The organism is Chromobacterium sp. (assembly GCF_041912965.1).
Lineage (GTDB): Bacteria > Pseudomonadota > Gammaproteobacteria > Burkholderiales > Chromobacteriaceae > Chromobacterium > Chromobacterium aquaticum.
Genome location: NZ_JAYSGF010000012.1, coordinates 99,122 through 114,538 on the forward strand (window position 1 = coordinate 99,122; position 15,417 = coordinate 114,538).

General features: G+C 65.3%; 15 protein-coding genes. 13 read left to right on the top strand and 2 right to left on the bottom strand.

Annotated features, from left to right (window positions below):
- Positions 1–4: 4 nt before the first annotated feature.
- From ACE3QM_RS08895 to ACE3QM_RS08940, 10 genes are all read left to right on the top strand, one after another.
- Positions 5–1,273 (top strand): lipopolysaccharide biosynthesis protein, encoded by a 1,269-nt coding sequence (locus tag ACE3QM_RS08895; protein ID WP_374421438.1) that lies wholly within the window; start codon positions 5–7, stop codon positions 1,271–1,273.
- Positions 1,270–1,851, top strand: coding sequence for an acyltransferase (locus ACE3QM_RS08900; RefSeq protein WP_374421439.1), 582 nt, complete (start codon positions 1,270–1,272; stop codon positions 1,849–1,851). Before ACE3QM_RS08895 ends, ACE3QM_RS08900 begins: the two co-directional genes overlap by 4 nt.
- Positions 1,844–2,938 (top strand): glycosyltransferase family 4 protein, encoded by a 1,095-nt coding sequence (locus tag ACE3QM_RS08905; protein WP_374421440.1) that lies wholly within the window; start codon positions 1,844–1,846, stop codon positions 2,936–2,938. The genes ACE3QM_RS08900 and ACE3QM_RS08905 overlap by 8 nt, the downstream gene beginning before the upstream one ends.
- Positions 2,939–3,015: 77 nt before the next feature.
- Positions 3,016–4,110, top strand: a complete 1,095-nt coding sequence (locus ACE3QM_RS08910; protein WP_374421441.1) for a glycosyltransferase family 4 protein — start codon at positions 3,016–3,018, stop codon at positions 4,108–4,110.
- Positions 4,111–4,113: 3 nt separating this feature from the next.
- Positions 4,114–5,343, top strand: a complete 1,230-nt coding sequence (locus ACE3QM_RS08915; protein WP_374421442.1) for a glycosyltransferase family 4 protein — start codon at positions 4,114–4,116, stop codon at positions 5,341–5,343.
- Positions 5,344–5,413: 70 nt separating this feature from the next.
- Positions 5,414–6,223: a lysozyme inhibitor LprI family protein gene (locus ACE3QM_RS08920; protein WP_374421443.1), complete on the top strand. Its 810-nt coding sequence runs from the start codon at positions 5,414–5,416 to the stop codon at positions 6,221–6,223.
- A gap of 76 nt (positions 6,224–6,299) precedes the next feature.
- Entirely contained in the window at positions 6,300–7,463 is a 1,164-nt protein-coding gene (locus ACE3QM_RS08925) for a DegT/DnrJ/EryC1/StrS family aminotransferase (RefSeq protein ID WP_374421444.1), read from the top strand.
- The gene (locus ACE3QM_RS08930) at positions 7,460–8,128 is read left to right on the top strand and encodes a sugar transferase (protein WP_374421445.1); all 669 of its coding nucleotides are present in this window, start codon (positions 7,460–7,462) and stop codon (positions 8,126–8,128) included. Before ACE3QM_RS08925 ends, ACE3QM_RS08930 begins: the two co-directional genes overlap by 4 nt.
- Positions 8,125–8,592: an N-acetyltransferase family protein gene (locus tag ACE3QM_RS08935; RefSeq protein WP_374421446.1), complete on the top strand. Its 468-nt coding sequence runs from the start codon at positions 8,125–8,127 to the stop codon at positions 8,590–8,592. Before ACE3QM_RS08930 ends, ACE3QM_RS08935 begins: the two co-directional genes overlap by 4 nt.
- 2 nt (positions 8,593–8,594) lie before the next feature.
- Positions 8,595–10,478, top strand: a complete 1,884-nt coding sequence (locus tag ACE3QM_RS08940; protein WP_374421447.1) for a polysaccharide biosynthesis protein — start codon at positions 8,595–8,597, stop codon at positions 10,476–10,478.
- A gap of 7 nt (positions 10,479–10,485) precedes the next feature.
- Here the strand turns inward: ACE3QM_RS08940 and ACE3QM_RS08945 are convergent, their stop codons facing one another.
- Both ACE3QM_RS08945 and ACE3QM_RS08950 read right to left on the bottom strand, forming a co-directional pair.
- Positions 10,486–11,049 (bottom strand): hypothetical protein, encoded by a 564-nt coding sequence (locus ACE3QM_RS08945; RefSeq protein ID WP_374421448.1) that lies wholly within the window; start codon positions 11,047–11,049, stop codon positions 10,486–10,488.
- A 45-nt stretch (positions 11,050–11,094) separates the two neighbouring features.
- Positions 11,095–12,246, bottom strand: coding sequence for a diguanylate cyclase (locus ACE3QM_RS08950; protein ID WP_048408709.1), 1,152 nt, complete (start codon positions 12,244–12,246; stop codon positions 11,095–11,097).
- Positions 12,247–12,380: 134 nt separating this feature from the next.
- Between ACE3QM_RS08950 and ACE3QM_RS08955 the strand changes: the two genes are divergently transcribed.
- From ACE3QM_RS08955 to ACE3QM_RS08965, 3 genes are all read left to right on the top strand, one after another.
- Positions 12,381–13,292, top strand: a complete 912-nt coding sequence (locus ACE3QM_RS08955) for a LysR family transcriptional regulator (RefSeq protein WP_231462521.1) — start codon at positions 12,381–12,383, stop codon at positions 13,290–13,292.
- A gap of 186 nt (positions 13,293–13,478) precedes the next feature.
- A complete protein-coding gene (gene aspA / locus ACE3QM_RS08960) occupies positions 13,479–14,882 on the top strand; it encodes an aspartate ammonia-lyase (protein WP_231462520.1) in 1,404 nt (467 codons plus the stop codon).
- Between the two features lie 148 nt (positions 14,883–15,030).
- Positions 15,031–15,393, top strand: coding sequence for a hypothetical protein (locus tag ACE3QM_RS08965; protein WP_374421449.1), 363 nt, complete (start codon positions 15,031–15,033; stop codon positions 15,391–15,393).
- The last annotated feature ends 24 nt before the right edge of the window (positions 15,394–15,417 follow it).

Here is a 15,417-nt window from a genome sequence, read left to right on the forward strand (position 1 = left end):
GCGCATGAGCGTGTTGTTGTCCCGTCAGCCCAAGAGCGGCTTCATCCGCCACATCATCACCCTGATCACCGGGGCGGCGGTGGCGCAGGTGATTCCGCTGCTGGTGTCGCCCTTGATCACCCGCCTGTACAACCCGCACGAGGTGGGAGTGCAGGCGGTCTACGTCTCCTGGATGTCGGCGCTGGCGGTGCTGGCCACCGCCCGTTACGAGATGGCCATCGTGCTGCCGGCTGAGGAGAAGCGGGCCAGCAATCTGATGGGCCTGTCCATCGCCTGCGCGCTGCTCTTGTCCTTGCTGGTGGGCGTGGTGGTGGCCTTCGACGGCCATGTGCATATCGCCCGCCATCTGGGCGCGCCGGAACTGGAGCCGTGGCTGCTGTTGCTGCCCTTGTCCATCGCCCTGGCCGGGCTGATGCAGGCCTGGACCAACTGGAACAACCGCCACCGTCGCTACCAGGCCAATGCCAACGGCCGCATGCTGCAGTCGCTGAGCATGGCCACCACCCAGGTCGGCTTGGGCTGGGCCGGCGCCGGCGCCGCCGGTCTGATCCTGGGCCAGCTCGCCGGCCAGTTCGGCTCTTTGCTGGCGCAGACCTGGCAGGATCTCAAGGCCCGCTTCGCCTGGCGTCACGAACTCAGCCGCGCCGGCATGCGCGAGGTGGCGCGCGCCTATATCGAGTTTCCCAAGATCAACGCGCCGCACGCCTTGAGCACCGCCTTGCTGGATTCGGCGACGCTGGTGGCGTTGACCATGCTGGCCGGCACCGCCTCGGTGGGCTTTTACGGCCTGATGATGCGGGTGTTGAAGCTGCCGGCGGCCTTGATCGGCCAGGCGGTGGCGCAAGTGGCCTACCGCGAGCTGGCCGACGCCCGCAATCAGCGGCTGCCGCTGCGTCCGATTCTGCGCAAGATGATGCTGACCCTGGGCGGCATGGCCTTGCTGCCCTTCCTGGTGATACAGCTGGCCGGCGAGCCGCTGTTCTCGCTGGTGTTCGGCCATAACTGGGCCACCGCCGGCCGCTACGCGGAGGCGATGTCGCTCTACATCCTGTTCCACTTCGTCGCCTCGCCGCTGGGCATGGTGCCGCCGGTGATCAACCGCCAGCGGCAGGCTTTCCTGTGGTCCTTGCTGCAAGCCATGCTGTTTCTGGGTACGATGTGGGCCGGTTTCGCGCTATGGAACGACGCGGTGGCCACCTTCCAACTGGTGTCGGTGGTGATGGCCGCTTACTTCCTGGCTTATTTCTCTTGGCTTTACAAGGCAGCCCGATGAATTGGCACGCTCTATTCAGCCGCATCCGCTTCCGCCTGTCGGCGTGGGTGCAGCCCAGAATGGTGTATGGATTCACCCGCGGCGACGGGGTGTTCCTCAAACGCACCCGGGTGTCCAACATGACCCGCATCGAACATGTGAACAAGCTGATGGTGGACGACAACGTCTACATCGGTCATTTCAATCTGATCGACGCCTCCGGCGGCCTGTATATCGGCGAAGGCTGTCAGATCACCAATTACGTTTCTCTGTTGACCCACTCCAGCCATGTGGCCATCCGCCTGTACGGCGACCGCTACCTGGAAAGCAACAATCACGTCGGCTATCTGAAAAAGCCCACCAAGCTGGGCCGCTACAGCTTCGTCGGTCCACACTCGGTGCTGATGCCGGGCGTGGAGCTGGGCAAGGGCAGCATGGTGTCGGCTTACAGCTATGTGCCGGCCGGCAGCTATCCCGATTTCGCCATCCTGTCCGGCAACCCGGCGCGGGTGGTGGGCGATACCCGCGAACTGGACGCCAAGTGGCTGGACGAGCATCCGGAGCTGCTGCCCTTGTACGAGGCCTGGGCGCATGACTGAGCCGCAGAGAGACAAGATCGCCAGCATCGCGGTGATAGGCTCGGCCTCGGTGCATACCTGGCGCTTCCTGCGAGGCATCGCGCCGCATGTGGAGAAAGTGTACCTGGCCTGCAACGGCGAAGCGCCGGCCGATGTGGCCGCGCTGCTGGCCGGCAGCCTGCGCGTGGATTTCCGCTTGGCGGCGCTGGGCACGGTGGCGCGGCTGCGCGCCTGGCTGCGCGAAACGCGGCCGCGGCTGCTGCATATCCACCAGGCCAATAGCGTGGCCTGGCATGGCAGCCGCGCCGCGGCCAGCCTGGACCTGCCCACGGTGCTGACCGCCTGGGGCTCCGACGTGCTGCTGCTGCCGGAGCGCAACCGGCTGATGCGGGCGATGGTGCGCGCCAATCTACTCGCCGCCGACGCGATCACCTCGGATTCGCTGCACATGGCGGCGAAAATCCGCGAGCTGGCCGGCGAGGGCTGCCGCATCCGCCTGCTCAATTACGGCATAGACGCGTTGCCGGCGTCCGCGGCCAGCGCCGGCAAGGGCCGCACGGTGTTGTCCTGCCGGCTGCACAAGCCGCTCTACCGCATCGACGCCATTCTGCGCGCCTGGCAGCGAGTGGAGCGCAGCGGCCGTTTTGGCGATTGGCGTTTGAGCGTGGCCGCCAGCGGCAGCGAAACCGAGGCGCTGAAACGCCTGGCCGCCGAGCTGGGATTGAGCCGCGTGGATTTCGCCGGCTTTGTCGACAGCGCGACCCTGGGGCGGATGTACGCCGAATCCCGGGTCTTCGTCAGCGTGCCGCGTTCGGACGCCACCAGCATCAGCCTGCTGGAGGCGATGGGCCATGGCTGCCTGCCCTTATTGTCCAATCTGCCGGCCAACGGCGAATGGGTGATAGATGGTCTCAACGGCGTGATCGCCGAGGATGTCGGGCGCTTGGGCGAGGAACTGCTGCGCGCGATGGAACTGGCTGGCGACAACACGCGGCTGGATGAGGTCGCCGCGCTCAATCGCCGGCTGGTGGCGGACAAGGGCCTGCACCAGGTGAATATGGCCGGCTTCGCCCAGTTGTACCGGGAATTGCTAAACCCGGATCATTAGGACACTTTGCCGCGGACCCGCGACGCTTGAACGATGTCGTCGCGCGGAGCCGGCGGCGGTTAAACAGAGCTTCAAATATGAAAATTGCCCATCTCACTTCCGCTCATCCGCGCCACGACATCCGCATATTCGTCAAGGAGTGCGCGAGCCTGGCCGCCGCCGGGCATGAGGTGACGCTGATCGTGGCCGACGGCCAGGGCGAAGAGATTAACCGCGGCGTGCGCTTCCACGACGTCGGCCCGAAAACCGGCGGCCGGCTGGCGCGGATGACCGGCACCGTCAAGCGCGTGTACCAGGCGGCGCTGAAGCTGCGCCCGGACGTGGTCCACTTCCACGACCCGGAACTGATCCCCGCCGCGCTGCGCTTGAAGCAGGCCGGCATCAAGGTGGTGTACGACGTGCACGAGGATGTGCCGCGCCAGATCCTGGCCAAGCACTGGATACCTGGCGCGGTGCGCCCTCTGGTGTCCAGCGGCTTCGAGACGCTGGAAGACTGGGCGGCGCGCCGCTTCGACGCGGTGGTGACCTCGACGCCGCACATCCGCAAGCGTTTCGAGAAGCTGGGCGCGCGTGCCTTGGACGTGTGCAATTTCCCCATCCTGGAAGAGCTGGTGCGCGACACGCCGTGGGAGCAGCGCCGCAACGAGCTGTGCTATATCGGCGGCATCTCGCGCATACGCGGCATCGAACCCATCGTCGAGGCCTTGCCGGACACCGCGACGCGGCTGAACCTGGCCGGGCCGTGGAGCGAGAGCGATCTGAAGGCCCGCGTGTCGGCGCGGCCGGGCTGGGCGCGAGTCAACGATCTGGGCGTGCTGGACCGCAAGGGCGTGGCCGAGGTGTTGTCCAAGAGCAAGATAGGCCTGGTGACCTTGTTTCCGACGCCGAACTACGTCGACGCCTTGCCGATCAAGTTGTTCGAATACATGGCCGCCGGCATGCCGGTGATCGCGTCGGATTTTCCGGTGTGGCGCGAGATCGTGGACGACGCCGGCTGCGGCCTGCTGGTGGACCCGCAGGACCCGGCCGCCATCACCGCCGCCGTCAACGAATTGATGGCCGACGAGCCGCGCATGCGTGCGCTGGGCGAGTCCGGCAAGCAGGCGGTATTGAACAAATACAGTTGGGCGGCCGAGGCCGACAAGTTGGTCAAGCTGTACGCGACCTTGTAAATCATGAAAATTCTCTACATCAACCACTATGCCGGCAGCCCCCGGCACGGCATGGAATTCCGTCCCTATTACCTGGCGCGGGAATGGGCGCAGGCCGGCCACGAAGTCAATATGCTGGCCGCCGATGTCTCCCATCTGCGCCAGACCCATCCGCAAGTGGATGGCAAATACCGCGACGAAGACATAGACGGCATCCGTTACACCTGGTGCAAGACCCGCCCTTACGAGGGCAACGGGCTTGGCCGCGTGCTCAATATCTTCAGTTTCCTGGCCCGGGTGATGGGGCTGTCCGGCCGCTACCTGAGGCAGTGGAAGCCGGACCTGGTGATCGCCTCCTCCACCTATCCGCTGGACACGGTGCCGGCGGCGTGGATTGCCGCCAAGACCGGCGCGCGGCTGGTGTACGAGGTGCATGATCTGTGGCCGCTGACCCCGGTGGAGGTGGGAGGCATGTCGCCCAAGCATCCCTTCATCCGCCTGCTGCAATGGGCCGAGGATTTCGGCTACCGCAAGGCCGACACCGTGGTGTCCATGCTGCCCTGCGCCAAGGACTATATGGTGGCGCACGGCATGGATCCGGCCAAGTACGCGGTGATCCCCAACGGCGTCGATGTCGCAGAATGGCGCGGCGAGGCCGAGGCCCTGCCGGCCGAACACCGGATGCGGTTGGCGGAGCTGAAAGCGCAGGGGCGTTTCCTGATCGGCTACGCCGGCGGCCACGGCCTGGCCAATGCGCTGGATTACCTGCTGGAGGCGGCGGCGCTGATGCGGGACGCGGCGGTGACTTTCGTCCTGGTCGGCGACGGCCCGGACAAGGAGGCCTTGGCGGCGCGCGCGGCCGAGCTGGGGCTGGACAATGTGATGTTCCTGCCATCCATCGCCAAACGCAGCGTGCCGGCCTTCCTGGCCGAGTGCGACGCGTTGTACATAGGCTGGCGCAAGCTGCCGATCTATCGCTTTGGCATCAACCCCAATAAACTGTTCGACTACCTGATGGCTGCCAAGCCGGTGATTCATTCGGTGGAGGCCGGCAACGATATGGTGCACGACGCCGGCGCCGGCATCAGCATCGGCGCCGAGGACCCGGAGGCCATCGCGGAGGCGGCGCGACGAATGGCGGCGACGTCGGCCGTGGAGCGCGCGCGCATGGGCGCGGCGGGTCAGGCCTATGTGTTGGAGCACCATGATTACGCGGTGCTGGCGCGGCGTTTCCTGGCGGCGGTGACGCTGTAACCGAATTGTAGGTAGGAGGCCTGTTTTCGGGCGTTCTGCTTGATGTGGCGATAAGAAGAAAGAGAACAATATGATGAAGAAAGTCTGGATGGCGGGGGTGACCGTCTGCATAGGCTTGGTTACGCTGCCAGCCCAGTCCGCCGGCTTCAACTGCGCTTACGCCAAGCTGGAGGTGGAAAAAATGATCTGTGCCGACGCAGAGCTGTCGTCGCTGGATTCGGAGCTGGCCAAGCGTTTCACCGCGATTCAGGATGAGACTAAAGGCATAGACGGTGATACTGGCAAACGGCTTGATCCCTACGGCAAGGAGCAAGCGCGCTGGCTGAAGGAAGTGCGCAACAAGTGCGAGGATGCCTTGTGCGTGCGCGATGCCTACAAGAAGCGGCTGCAGTACTTTGGCAAAGTGGAAAAGGATCTAGGCTTGCTGGTAGCCGCATGCGTGACTCAGGCTTGCGCCGATGGTTTGGTGAAACAGAAAGTGGAAGGTAGCCAATATTTCTATTCTGGCTCGGTATTGCTGGAGGGGGAATATGTTTACGCCCGTGGCGCAAGCGATATGGACGTGGTGGGTGATCAATTCTGTTTCACGCCGACAAAATTGTCCGCGAGGCGGATTCCGCGAGAGCGAGGCGATGATAGAAGTCGTTGGTTCTGTTTTGAGAATACCGCCCAGGCAAAGCGCATGTTCAATATCTTGCCCTTGCTGAAGCAGAAACAGACCTGCGAACTGAAGGGCAAAGCGACGGTGCAGGTGGATCGTTATATCGCCGACTTGACGCCTAGCGACGTGAACGACACGGCGCGCTTGTTGAAAGTCGTGCGCTTGGGGGCTCCGCGAGTGTTGCCGTATGACGGCGATTCTGGAGATTGCCGACGCTAAGGTGCCGGGCGGGGCTAAAAGATTTCATATGACGGCAGGCGAGGCCGGCCGTGCTTACGATAGCGGAAAGAATGATATGAGCGAAACAAAATTCCTGCCCTTCGCCCTGCCGGACATCGGCGAGGACGAAATCAACGAAGTGGTCGACGCGCTGCGCTCCGGCTGGGTCACCACCGGCCCCAAGACCAAGCAGTTCGAATCCGACTTCGCGCAATTCATCGGCGACGGCGTCGAGGCGATCGCGGTCAACTCGGCGACGGCCGGCCTGCACCTGGCGCTGGAAGCGATAGGCATCGGCCCCGGCGACGAGGTCATCGTGCCCAGCTACACCTTCACCGCCACTGCCGAAGTGGTGCGCTACCTGGGCGCGGATCCGGTGTGCGTGGATGTGGACGCGGCCACCTTCAATATCCGCCCGGACGCGATCCGCGCGGCGATCACTGCCAAGACCAAGGCGATCATGCCGGTGCATTTCGCCGGCCTAGCCTGCGAGATGGACGAGATCATCGCCATCGCCCGCGAGCACGGCTTGAAGGTCGTCGAAGACGCCGCCCACTCTCTGCCCACTTATTACAAGGGCAAGCTGGTGGGCACGCTGGACTCCGATGTCACCGTGTTCAGCTTCTACGCCAACAAGACCATGACCACCGGCGAGGGTGGCATGGTGGTGTCCAAGAACAAGGACATCATTGCGCGCTGCAAGGTGATGCGTCTGCACGGCATCAGCCGCGACGCCTTCGACCGCTATGTGTCCAAGACCCCGGCCTGGTTCTACGAAGTCGTTGCTCCGGGCTTCAAATACAATATGCCGGACACCGCCGCGGCGATGGGCATTCACCAATTGAAGAAGATCCGCCGCTTCCAGGAACTGCGCGAGACGATGGCGCAGCGTTTTGACCGCGAACTGGCTGATCTGCCGCTGATTCTGCCGGCGCGTCCCAAGGATGCGGGCAGCAATCACGCCTGGCATCTGTACCCGGTGCGCATCAAGCCCGAGGCCGGCATCAGCCGCGACGACTTCATCGCCCGGATGGCGGAAAAAGGCATCGGTTGCTCGGTGCACTTCATTCCGCTGCATCGCCAGCCGGTGTGGCGCGACGGCTACCAACTGACGCGCAAGCAATTCCCGGTGGCCGATGCGGCGTTTGAAGCCGAGGTGACGCTGCCGCTGTATACCCGGATGACGGACGCGGACCAGAGCCGCGTGATCGCCGCGGTGCGCGAGATTCTGGGCGCATGAGCGAGCGGTTGGAAAAAAAGGGTGGCGAGCTGCTGCCACCCTGCTGCCGGCCTAGCCGCCACGGCTCGCGGCTGCTGAAGCGCGGCTTCGACATCGCCGCCGCCGGCCTCGGCCTGGCGGTGCTGGCCTTGCCGTTATTGGCGGTGGCGCTGTGGGTGAAGCTGGATTCCCCTGGCCCGGTGTTTTTCCGCCAGGTGCGGGTGGGGCGCAATGGCACGCTGTTCCGCATCCACAAATTCCGCACCATGCAAGTGGACACCGAGCGCCACGGTCAGTTGACCGTGGGCGCGGATAGCCGCGTCACCGGCGCCGGCCGCCTGCTGCGCAAGACCAAGCTGGACGAGCTGCCGCAGCTGATCGATGTGTTGTGCGGCGATATGAGCCTGGTCGGCCCGCGGCCCGAGGTGCCCAAGTATGTCGCCCACTACCCGGACGAAGTCCGCGACATCGTATTGTCGGTGCGCCCCGGCATCACCGACTGGGCGTCGATCAAGATGATAGACGAGAACGAAATCCTGGGCCGGGCCGAGGATCCGGAGCGCGCCTACATCGAGCAGGTGCTGCCGGCAAAGCTGGCGTACTACGTGCGCTACGCCGAAAGCCACAGCCTGTTCGAGGATGTGCGCATCATCGTCGCCACGCTGGCGCGGATCGTCAACCGATGACGATTTCCATCCGCTTGGCCGGAGCCGCCGACGCTGGCGCTCTGGCGGACATTTATCTGGCCTGCCGCCGCGAGATGAGCTACGCGCCGCTGGCGCATGCCGATGCTGAGGTGCATGCCTGGTTCGCCGGCGCGCTGCTGCCGTCCGGCCGCGCATGGCTGGCGGAGCGGAACGGCGAGATTGCCGGCTTCGCCGCCACGTCGCTGCAAGACGACGCGTTATGGCTGGACCAGCTTTATGTCGGCGTCGGGCATCGCGGCGCTGGAGTCGGCCGGGCCTTGCTGGAGCAAGTGCTGGCGCCGCCGGCGCCGGCCTGCCGGCTATTCGTGTTCCAGGCCAATCAGCGCGCGCGCCGTTTCTACGAGGCGCACGGCTTTGCGCTGCTGAGCCTGGGCGATGGCCAAGACAATGAGGAATGTTGTCCGGATGCGCTGTATCAACGGCCGCCGGACGCGAAAGAATGACCATGTTTGAAAAATTGCTGGCCTTCTCCCGCCACAACAAGATGGCGATGCTGGCGCTGATGGACGCGCTGCTGCTGCCGCTGGCCCTGTGGAGCGCGGTTTTCCTGCGCCTCGGCGGCTACTGGGATCCCAAGCTCAATCCGCATCTGTGGATCTTCATCGTGCCACCGTTGTGGGCGATTCCCATCTTCATCAAGCTGGGCCTGTACCGCGCGGTGCTCAAATACCTGGACGACAAGATCATCGTGACGGTGTTTTCCGGCGTGACCTTGTCGGTGCTGGTGTTGCAGGCGGTGATACAGATGGCGCACATCTGGGCGATGCCGCGCACCTCGGTGATCATCTTTTGGGTGTTCGCCATGGCCTATATCGGCGGCAGCCGCTTCCTGTTGCGCGGCCTGGTGCGGCGCATCGACGCGGTGGACGCGCCGCGCGAGCACGTGATCATCTACGGCGCCGGCCGCGCCGGCGTGCAATTGATGTTGGCGCTGCAAGCCGGCCGCGAATACCGGCCGATGGCCTTCATCGACGACAATCCCGAGCTGCACCGCCGCACCTACCGCGGCGTGGCGGTGCATCCGCCGCGCGAGCTGCCGCAGTTGGTCAAGGACCTGGAGGCCAAGAGCATTTTGCTGGCCATGCCTTCGGTCAGTCGCAGCCGCCAGCGCGAGATATTGGAAGCGCTGGAACTGCTGCGGGTGCCGATCAAGCGGCTGCCCGGCATGGCGGATCTGGTGTCCGGCGAGGCGCGGGTGGAGGAACTGAAAGAGGTCGAAATCGAGGACCTGCTGGGCCGTGACCCGGTGCCGCCCAAGCCCGAGCTGCTGGCGCGCAATATCCGTGGCAAGGTGGTGATGGTGACCGGCGCCGGCGGTTCCATAGGTTCGGAACTGGTGCGCCAGATCGCCAAGAACCAGCCGGCGCGCATCGTGTTGTTCGAGCAGTCGGAATACGCCTTGTACGCGATAGATCAGGAGCTGGCCCGCGGCGCCGCCGCCGGGCTGCCGCGCACGCCGATACTGGGCTCGGTCACCGACTACCAGCGGCTGCTTCAGGTGATGCGCGCGTTCAAGGTGGACACCGTCTACCACGCCGCCGCCTACAAGCATGTGCCCATGGTGGAGCACAATCCGGTGTCCGGCATCGTCAACAATGTGTTCGGCACCGACACCACCGCGCGCGCGGCCGAGGATTGCGGCGTGGATACCTTCGTGCTGATCTCCACCGACAAGGCGGTGCGCCCCACCAATGTGATGGGCGCCACCAAGCGCATGGCGGAACTGACGCTGCAGACCCGCCACGCGCGCGGCAGCGCCACCCGTTTCGTGATGGTCCGCTTCGGCAATGTGCTGGGCAGCTCCGGCTCGGTGGTGCCGCTGTTCCGCGCGCAGATCAAGGCGGGTGGGCCGATCACGCTGACCCATGCCGATATCACCCGCTACTTCATGACCATCCCCGAAGCGGCGCAGCTGGTGATCCAGGCCGGCGCGATGGGCGATGGTGGCGATGTGTTCGTGCTGGACATGGGCCAGCCGGTGCGCATCATCGACCTGGCGCGGCGCATGGTGCATTTGTCCGGACTGGAGTTGAAGGACGCGGCCCGGCCCGGCGGCGACATCGAGATCCGCATCACCGGTCTGCGGCCGGGGGAAAAGCTGTACGAGGAGTTGCTGATCGGCGACAACGTGTTGGCCACCGATCACGAACGCATCATGCGCGCCCAGGAGTACTGCCTGTCGGAGGCGGAGATGCGTGATCTGCTGGCAAACATGGACGAGGCTTGCCGGCGGTTGGACGCGCCGGCGGCGTTTGCCTTGCTGCAACAGGCGGTGCGCGAGTTTCGCGCCGCCGACGCCACTCAGGACTGGGTGGTGCTGCAGAACTGAGGCCGGCTCACCAGTTGCAGCCGTCCTCGCGCGCGCTTTGCACCGCCAGCACCGGGATCGCCAACAGGCCGAGCCCGGCATAGCGGGTTTTGCAGTCAGGCTTTTCGGCCCGCTCAATCGAGCGGGCCATTTTCGTTTTGGCGGGATCGGCCGGCAGCGGCGCGGCCTTTTGTTCCGGCGCGGCGGCGGCTTGTTCCCGCACCTGCCGGCGCAGGCCGTCCAGCGTCAGCACCGGCCTTGTCGTGTCGTCCGCTGGCGGAGGTACAAGGGGCGCGCCGGATGGCGCGGTTTGCGGCTGGACCCGAGGCGCGCGCGTGGCGGGCGCCGCTTGGATGGCGGGACGCGCGCTTGCCGGCTTGGCTTCCGTTGGGCGCGGCGCGGCTTGTTGCCGGGCCGGCGGAGCGGACTCGGCGGCACGCAATTGCACGCGCAGCGCGGAGTCCGCGGGCTGTGGCGGGGATCCGGCTTCGGGACGGCTCAGCAACAACGCGGTATGGGCGAGCAGGCTGAGCGCGATGGCGACGGCCAGCGGGCGGCGGCCAGCGGCGGGCAGGGGGAGGGAATGGATCATCAGGGCTCAACGATAAGCAAACTCGGCCGCGGGGTAAAGCCGGCGTCAGCCGGTCGACACCACCCGGTCACGGCCGGCTTGCTTGGCCTGGTACATGCGAGCATCGGCGCGGTCCACCAGCGCGCACCAGTCAGCGCAGTCATCGCGCCATAGTTCCGCCACGCCGACGCTGGCGCTCAGGCCGCTGCCGTCCGGCCGCTCGCCCAGGCCTTGTTCGCGCAAGCGGGCGATGACCTGGGCCGCCTGCTCCCGGGTGGCGCCGGGCATCAAGAGCACGAACTCCTCGCCGCCCCAGCGCACCAGGATGTCGCTGCGGCGCAGCCGCGCCAGCATCAGCGCGGCGAAATGGCGCAGAACCTGGTCGCCGGCCAAGTGGCCGTAGCGATCGTTGATCGCCTTGAAATGATCCAGATCGATGAAGGCCAGGCTCAGCGGCTGCCGCGCGCGCTGGGCCTGCATCTGCAGCAAGCCCAGCATTTCCTCGCCGCTGCGGCGCGAGAATACCCCGGTCAGCGGGTCGCGTATCGCCTGGTGAACCAGCACGATGATGAAGGCCAACTGGCTGATGCCGGCGATGGCGGACACGCCGGCCAGCAGCGACAGCAGCCAGAACTCGCCGCCGAAGCTGGGCAGGTTGGCGCCGCTCAGGTCCAGCAGGCCGGCCAGGATGAAGCCCAGCAGCACCGGGCTGGCAAAGGCCAGGCTCTCCAGCAGCGTCAACGGAAAGATGGCCAGCCCGGCCAGCAGCACGAAGGGCAGGAAGGCGTAGCCGGCGCCGATGGCGGCGGACAGCCCCTCCAGATGGTAGCGGCGCAGCAGCAGGTGGGAGGCGATGTAGAACAGCGTGGGCGTGGCGAACAATAGCGCGATGCCGCGATAGGCCGAGCGCAGGCGGCCATCCATCGGCTGCCACAGTGCCAGCGCGATGAAGGCGGCGGTGACCAGCAGGCGCAGCGCGGTCAGTTGCAAGGACAGCGGGTAGGGCAGGGTCAGCAGGTCTATCACCGCCCAGGCCGGAGTCAGCACCGAAAACAGGATGGCGAACAGCCGGCAGCGATTGAGCAGCATCAGCGCGCGCCGCTGCGCCAGCAGCGGCATGTGCTGGCGCGGGCTCAGCAGCCAGAGGGTGTCTCCGCTCTGAATTTCGCCGGGCGCCATGCCCAGCAGCCTCTGCCAGATAAAGTGTGTGATATGCATGCAGGTGGAGCCGGATAGTTGCTTCATTCTAACCCGGTTTATGACTTTGGGCTTGAAGCAGGTCAAAGGTCGACGGCTTTGGCCGCGCTTGCGGTACTATCGCAGCTCTTGAATCTTCCTGGCGGAGCGGCGCGATGGAAACGCGGTGGCTTGAGGACTTTCTGGTGCTGGCGGAAACCGGCAGCTTCACCCGCGCGGCGGAATTGCGCCATCTGACCCAGCCGGCGTTCTCGCGACGGATCAAATCGTTGGAAAGCTGGTTGGGCGCGGACTTGATCGACCGTACCACCTATCCCACCCGGCTGACCGAGGCCGGCGTTCTGTTCCGCGAGCAGGCGGTGGGCATGCTGTCCCAGCTCAACACCACCCGCGCCTTGCTGCGCGGCTTGCAGCCCTTGGCCGCGGGCACGCTGGAGTTCGCGGTGCCGCACACGCTGTCCTTCTCCTTCTTCCCCAAGTGGCTGTCCCAGGTTCAGCAGGGCTACGGCGCGCTGCCTTGCCGCCTGCAGGCCAGCAATGTGCACGACGCCTTGTTGGCCTTCGTCGAGGGTGGCAGTGATCTATTGATGTGTTACCACCATCCCAAGCAGCCGGTGGAGTTGACCGATCCGCGCTATCTGGGCCTGCGGCTGGGAGTGGAACGCTTGCGGCCGTTTTCGATCGCGGAGAATGGCCGGCCGCGTCACCAACTGCCCGGCAGCATGGAACGGCCGCTGCCCTTCCTCGGCTATGCCAGCAATGCCTATTTCCGGCTGATGAGCGATGTGATCCTGGAGCAGGCGCCGCAGCCGGCCAGGCTGGCGCTCAATTACGAAACCGACATGGCCGAAGGCCTCAAGCATATGGTGCTGGAAGGGCATGGCCTGGCGTTTCTGCCGGAAAGCTCGGTACGGCGCGAACTGCTCGAAGGGCTGCTGGCCGCCGCCGGCGACGAGGGCTGGCAGGTGGAAATGGAAATCCGCCTCTATCTGGACCAGAAGCGCAGGCGGCCGGCGCTGAAGGCGTTCTGGGACTATCTGGCGCGGCAGTATCCGCGCGTGGGCTAGCCTGCTCCAGGCTTGCCGCGTGTTGGAGCGCGGCAGGGAGGGGCCTGAGTCGCGTGGGCGCCAAGGTTATGCATTTCCTGCATGACCCCATCGGCATTTCGAATTGGCCAGCCACGGCGGGCTGGCATAGAGTGCGCTCCTCAAGCCACGCGCGGCGTGGCGCCATCCGCATCAGGAGACGTATCCATGACGACCCGCATCGAACATGATCTGTTAGGCGATCGTGAAGTGCCCGCCGACGTTTACTGGGGCGTGCACACTTTGCGCGCAGTCGAGAACTTCCCCATCACCGGCCAGCGCATCTCCGCCTACGGCGACTTGATCCGCGCGCTGGCCTGTATCAAGCAGGCCGCGGCTCAGGCCAACCGCGACCTAGGCTTGCTGCCTGCGCCCATCGCCCAGGCCATCATCGCCGCCTGCGAGGAAATCCGCGCCGGGCGCTGGCATGAGCAGTTCGTGGTGGATGCGATCCAGGGCGGAGCCGGTACCTCCACCAATATGAACGCCAACGAGGTCATCGCCAACCGCGCGCTGGAACTGATGGGGCACGCCAAGGGCGAGTACCAGTACCTGCACCCTAATGAACATGTCAATCTGTGCCAGAGCACCAACGACGTTTACCCGACCGCGCTGCGGCTGGCGGCGTTCTGGGGCGCCAACCAGTTGCTGACCCGGATGGCGGAGCTGCGTGAAGCCTTCGCCGCCAAGGCGGATGAGTTCAAGGACTACCTGAAGATGGGCCGCACCCAGCTACAGGACGCGGTGCCGATGACGCTGGGCCAGGAGTTTCAAACCTATGCGGTGATGCTGCAGGAAGACGAACAGCGCTTGGTGGAAGCCAGCGCGCTGATGCTGGAGATCAACCTGGGCGCCACCGCCATCGGCACCGGCATTACCGCGCATCCGGATTACGCGCGCCTCGCCTGCCTGCACCTGTCCGAGCTGAGCGGCCATACCTTGCTGACCGCGCCGAATCTGATCGAAGCCACCCAGGACTGCGGCGCCTTCGTGCAGCTCTCCGGCGTGCTCAAGCGCATCGCGGTCAAGCTGTCCAAGAGCTGCAATGATTTGCGCCTGCTGTCCTCCGGCCCGCGCGCCGGCTTTGGTGAGATCAATCTGCCGCCGCGCCAGGCCGGCTCCTCCATCATGCCGGGCAAGGTGAATCCGGTGATCCCGGAAGTGGTGAGCCAGGTGGCTTACGAGGTGATAGGCAATGACGTCACCATCACCATGGCGGCGGAAGCCGGGCAGTTGCAGTTGAACGCCTTCGAGCCGGTGATCGCCTACAGCCTGTTCCGCAGCATGGGCCACCTGGCCGCCGCCTGCGCCACGCTAAGCGACAACTGCGTCAAAGGCATCACCGCCAACCGAGAACGTCTGCACGCCAGCGTCGAGAACTCCATCGGCCTGGTGACCGCGCTCAATCCCATCATCGGCTACGCCGCCGCCACCAATGTGGCGGCCCAAGCGCACGCCACTGGCGCCAGCGTCGCCGACATCGTGCTGGAACAGGGCTTGCTGAGCCGTGAACAGCTGGATTTGTTGCTGAAGCCGGAAGAACTGACTCGGCCGCGTTGGGTGACCGTGTAATTGATTTCCCTTGTCTGACTTATCGTTGTGAGCGTTTCAACTTGATCAGGCCGCTATCCGCGGCCTGTTTTTTTGGCCGGCGGCCCAGGCTTGCGACGGCGAGGCAATGCGCGTATAAGAAATTGTGCATTGCACAATAGGGGGCGCAATGAATGCGGCACTATGGTGGGGTCTGGAATATCCGCGCGGCCTGTACGCGCTAAGCGGCGAGCAGTGGCGCGGCCGGCGGCAGTGGCTGCGCTCTGGCTGTTTTCACGGCGCGACGGTGCTGCGCGGCGCGGCGCCGTGGCCGGCCAAGTTGCACCGCCTGCTGCAACGCGCCGGCGCCGACTGGATCGCGTTGTGCTACGACGACAGCGCGGCCGCTTCCGTCCTGCTGGGCGCGATGAGCGCGCATCCGCTATGGCGCAGCGAGGCGCTGCAATCTCTGCTGGCCTGGCAGCTGCAAAGCCAGCGTCTGTGGCGGCAAGGTCTGCTGCGCTGGGGCAGGGAGTTGTCCTGTCGGTGTTGAGGGCGGGAAAAAGCGCTTTCGGCA

Bases quoted from the DNA above. Each gene is read 5' to 3' on its own strand.
- ACE3QM_RS08925 (WP_374421444.1), top strand. From the start codon at position 6,300: ATGAGCGAAACAAAATTCCTGCCCTTCGCCCTGCCGGACATCGGCGAG.
- ACE3QM_RS08940 (WP_374421447.1), top strand. From the start codon at position 8,595: ATGTTTGAAAAATTGCTGGCCTTCTCCCGCCACAACAAGATGGCGATG.
- ACE3QM_RS08920 (WP_374421443.1), top strand. From the start codon at position 5,414: ATGATGAAGAAAGTCTGGATGGCGGGGGTGACCGTCTGCATAGGCTTG.
- ACE3QM_RS08895 (WP_374421438.1), top strand. From the start codon at position 5: ATGAGCGTGTTGTTGTCCCGTCAGCCCAAGAGCGGCTTCATCCGCCAC.
- ACE3QM_RS08930 (WP_374421445.1), top strand. From the start codon at position 7,460: ATGAGCGAGCGGTTGGAAAAAAAGGGTGGCGAGCTGCTGCCACCCTGC.
- aspA (WP_231462520.1), top strand. From the start codon at position 13,479: ATGACGACCCGCATCGAACATGATCTGTTAGGCGATCGTGAAGTGCCC.
- ACE3QM_RS08915 (WP_374421442.1), top strand. From the start codon at position 4,114: ATGAAAATTCTCTACATCAACCACTATGCCGGCAGCCCCCGGCACGGC.
- ACE3QM_RS08935 (WP_374421446.1), top strand. From the start codon at position 8,125: ATGACGATTTCCATCCGCTTGGCCGGAGCCGCCGACGCTGGCGCTCTG.
- ACE3QM_RS08910 (WP_374421441.1), top strand. From the start codon at position 3,016: ATGAAAATTGCCCATCTCACTTCCGCTCATCCGCGCCACGACATCCGC.
- ACE3QM_RS08950 (WP_048408709.1), bottom strand. From the start codon at position 12,246: ATGCATATCACACACTTTATCTGGCAGAGGCTGCTGGGCATGGCGCCC.
- ACE3QM_RS08900 (WP_374421439.1), top strand. From the start codon at position 1,270: ATGAATTGGCACGCTCTATTCAGCCGCATCCGCTTCCGCCTGTCGGCG.
- ACE3QM_RS08905 (WP_374421440.1), top strand. From the start codon at position 1,844: ATGACTGAGCCGCAGAGAGACAAGATCGCCAGCATCGCGGTGATAGGC.
- ACE3QM_RS08955 (WP_231462521.1), top strand. From the start codon at position 12,381: ATGGAAACGCGGTGGCTTGAGGACTTTCTGGTGCTGGCGGAAACCGGC.
- ACE3QM_RS08965 (WP_374421449.1), top strand. From the start codon at position 15,031: ATGAATGCGGCACTATGGTGGGGTCTGGAATATCCGCGCGGCCTGTAC.
- ACE3QM_RS08945 (WP_374421448.1), bottom strand. From the start codon at position 11,049: ATGATCCATTCCCTCCCCCTGCCCGCCGCTGGCCGCCGCCCGCTGGCC.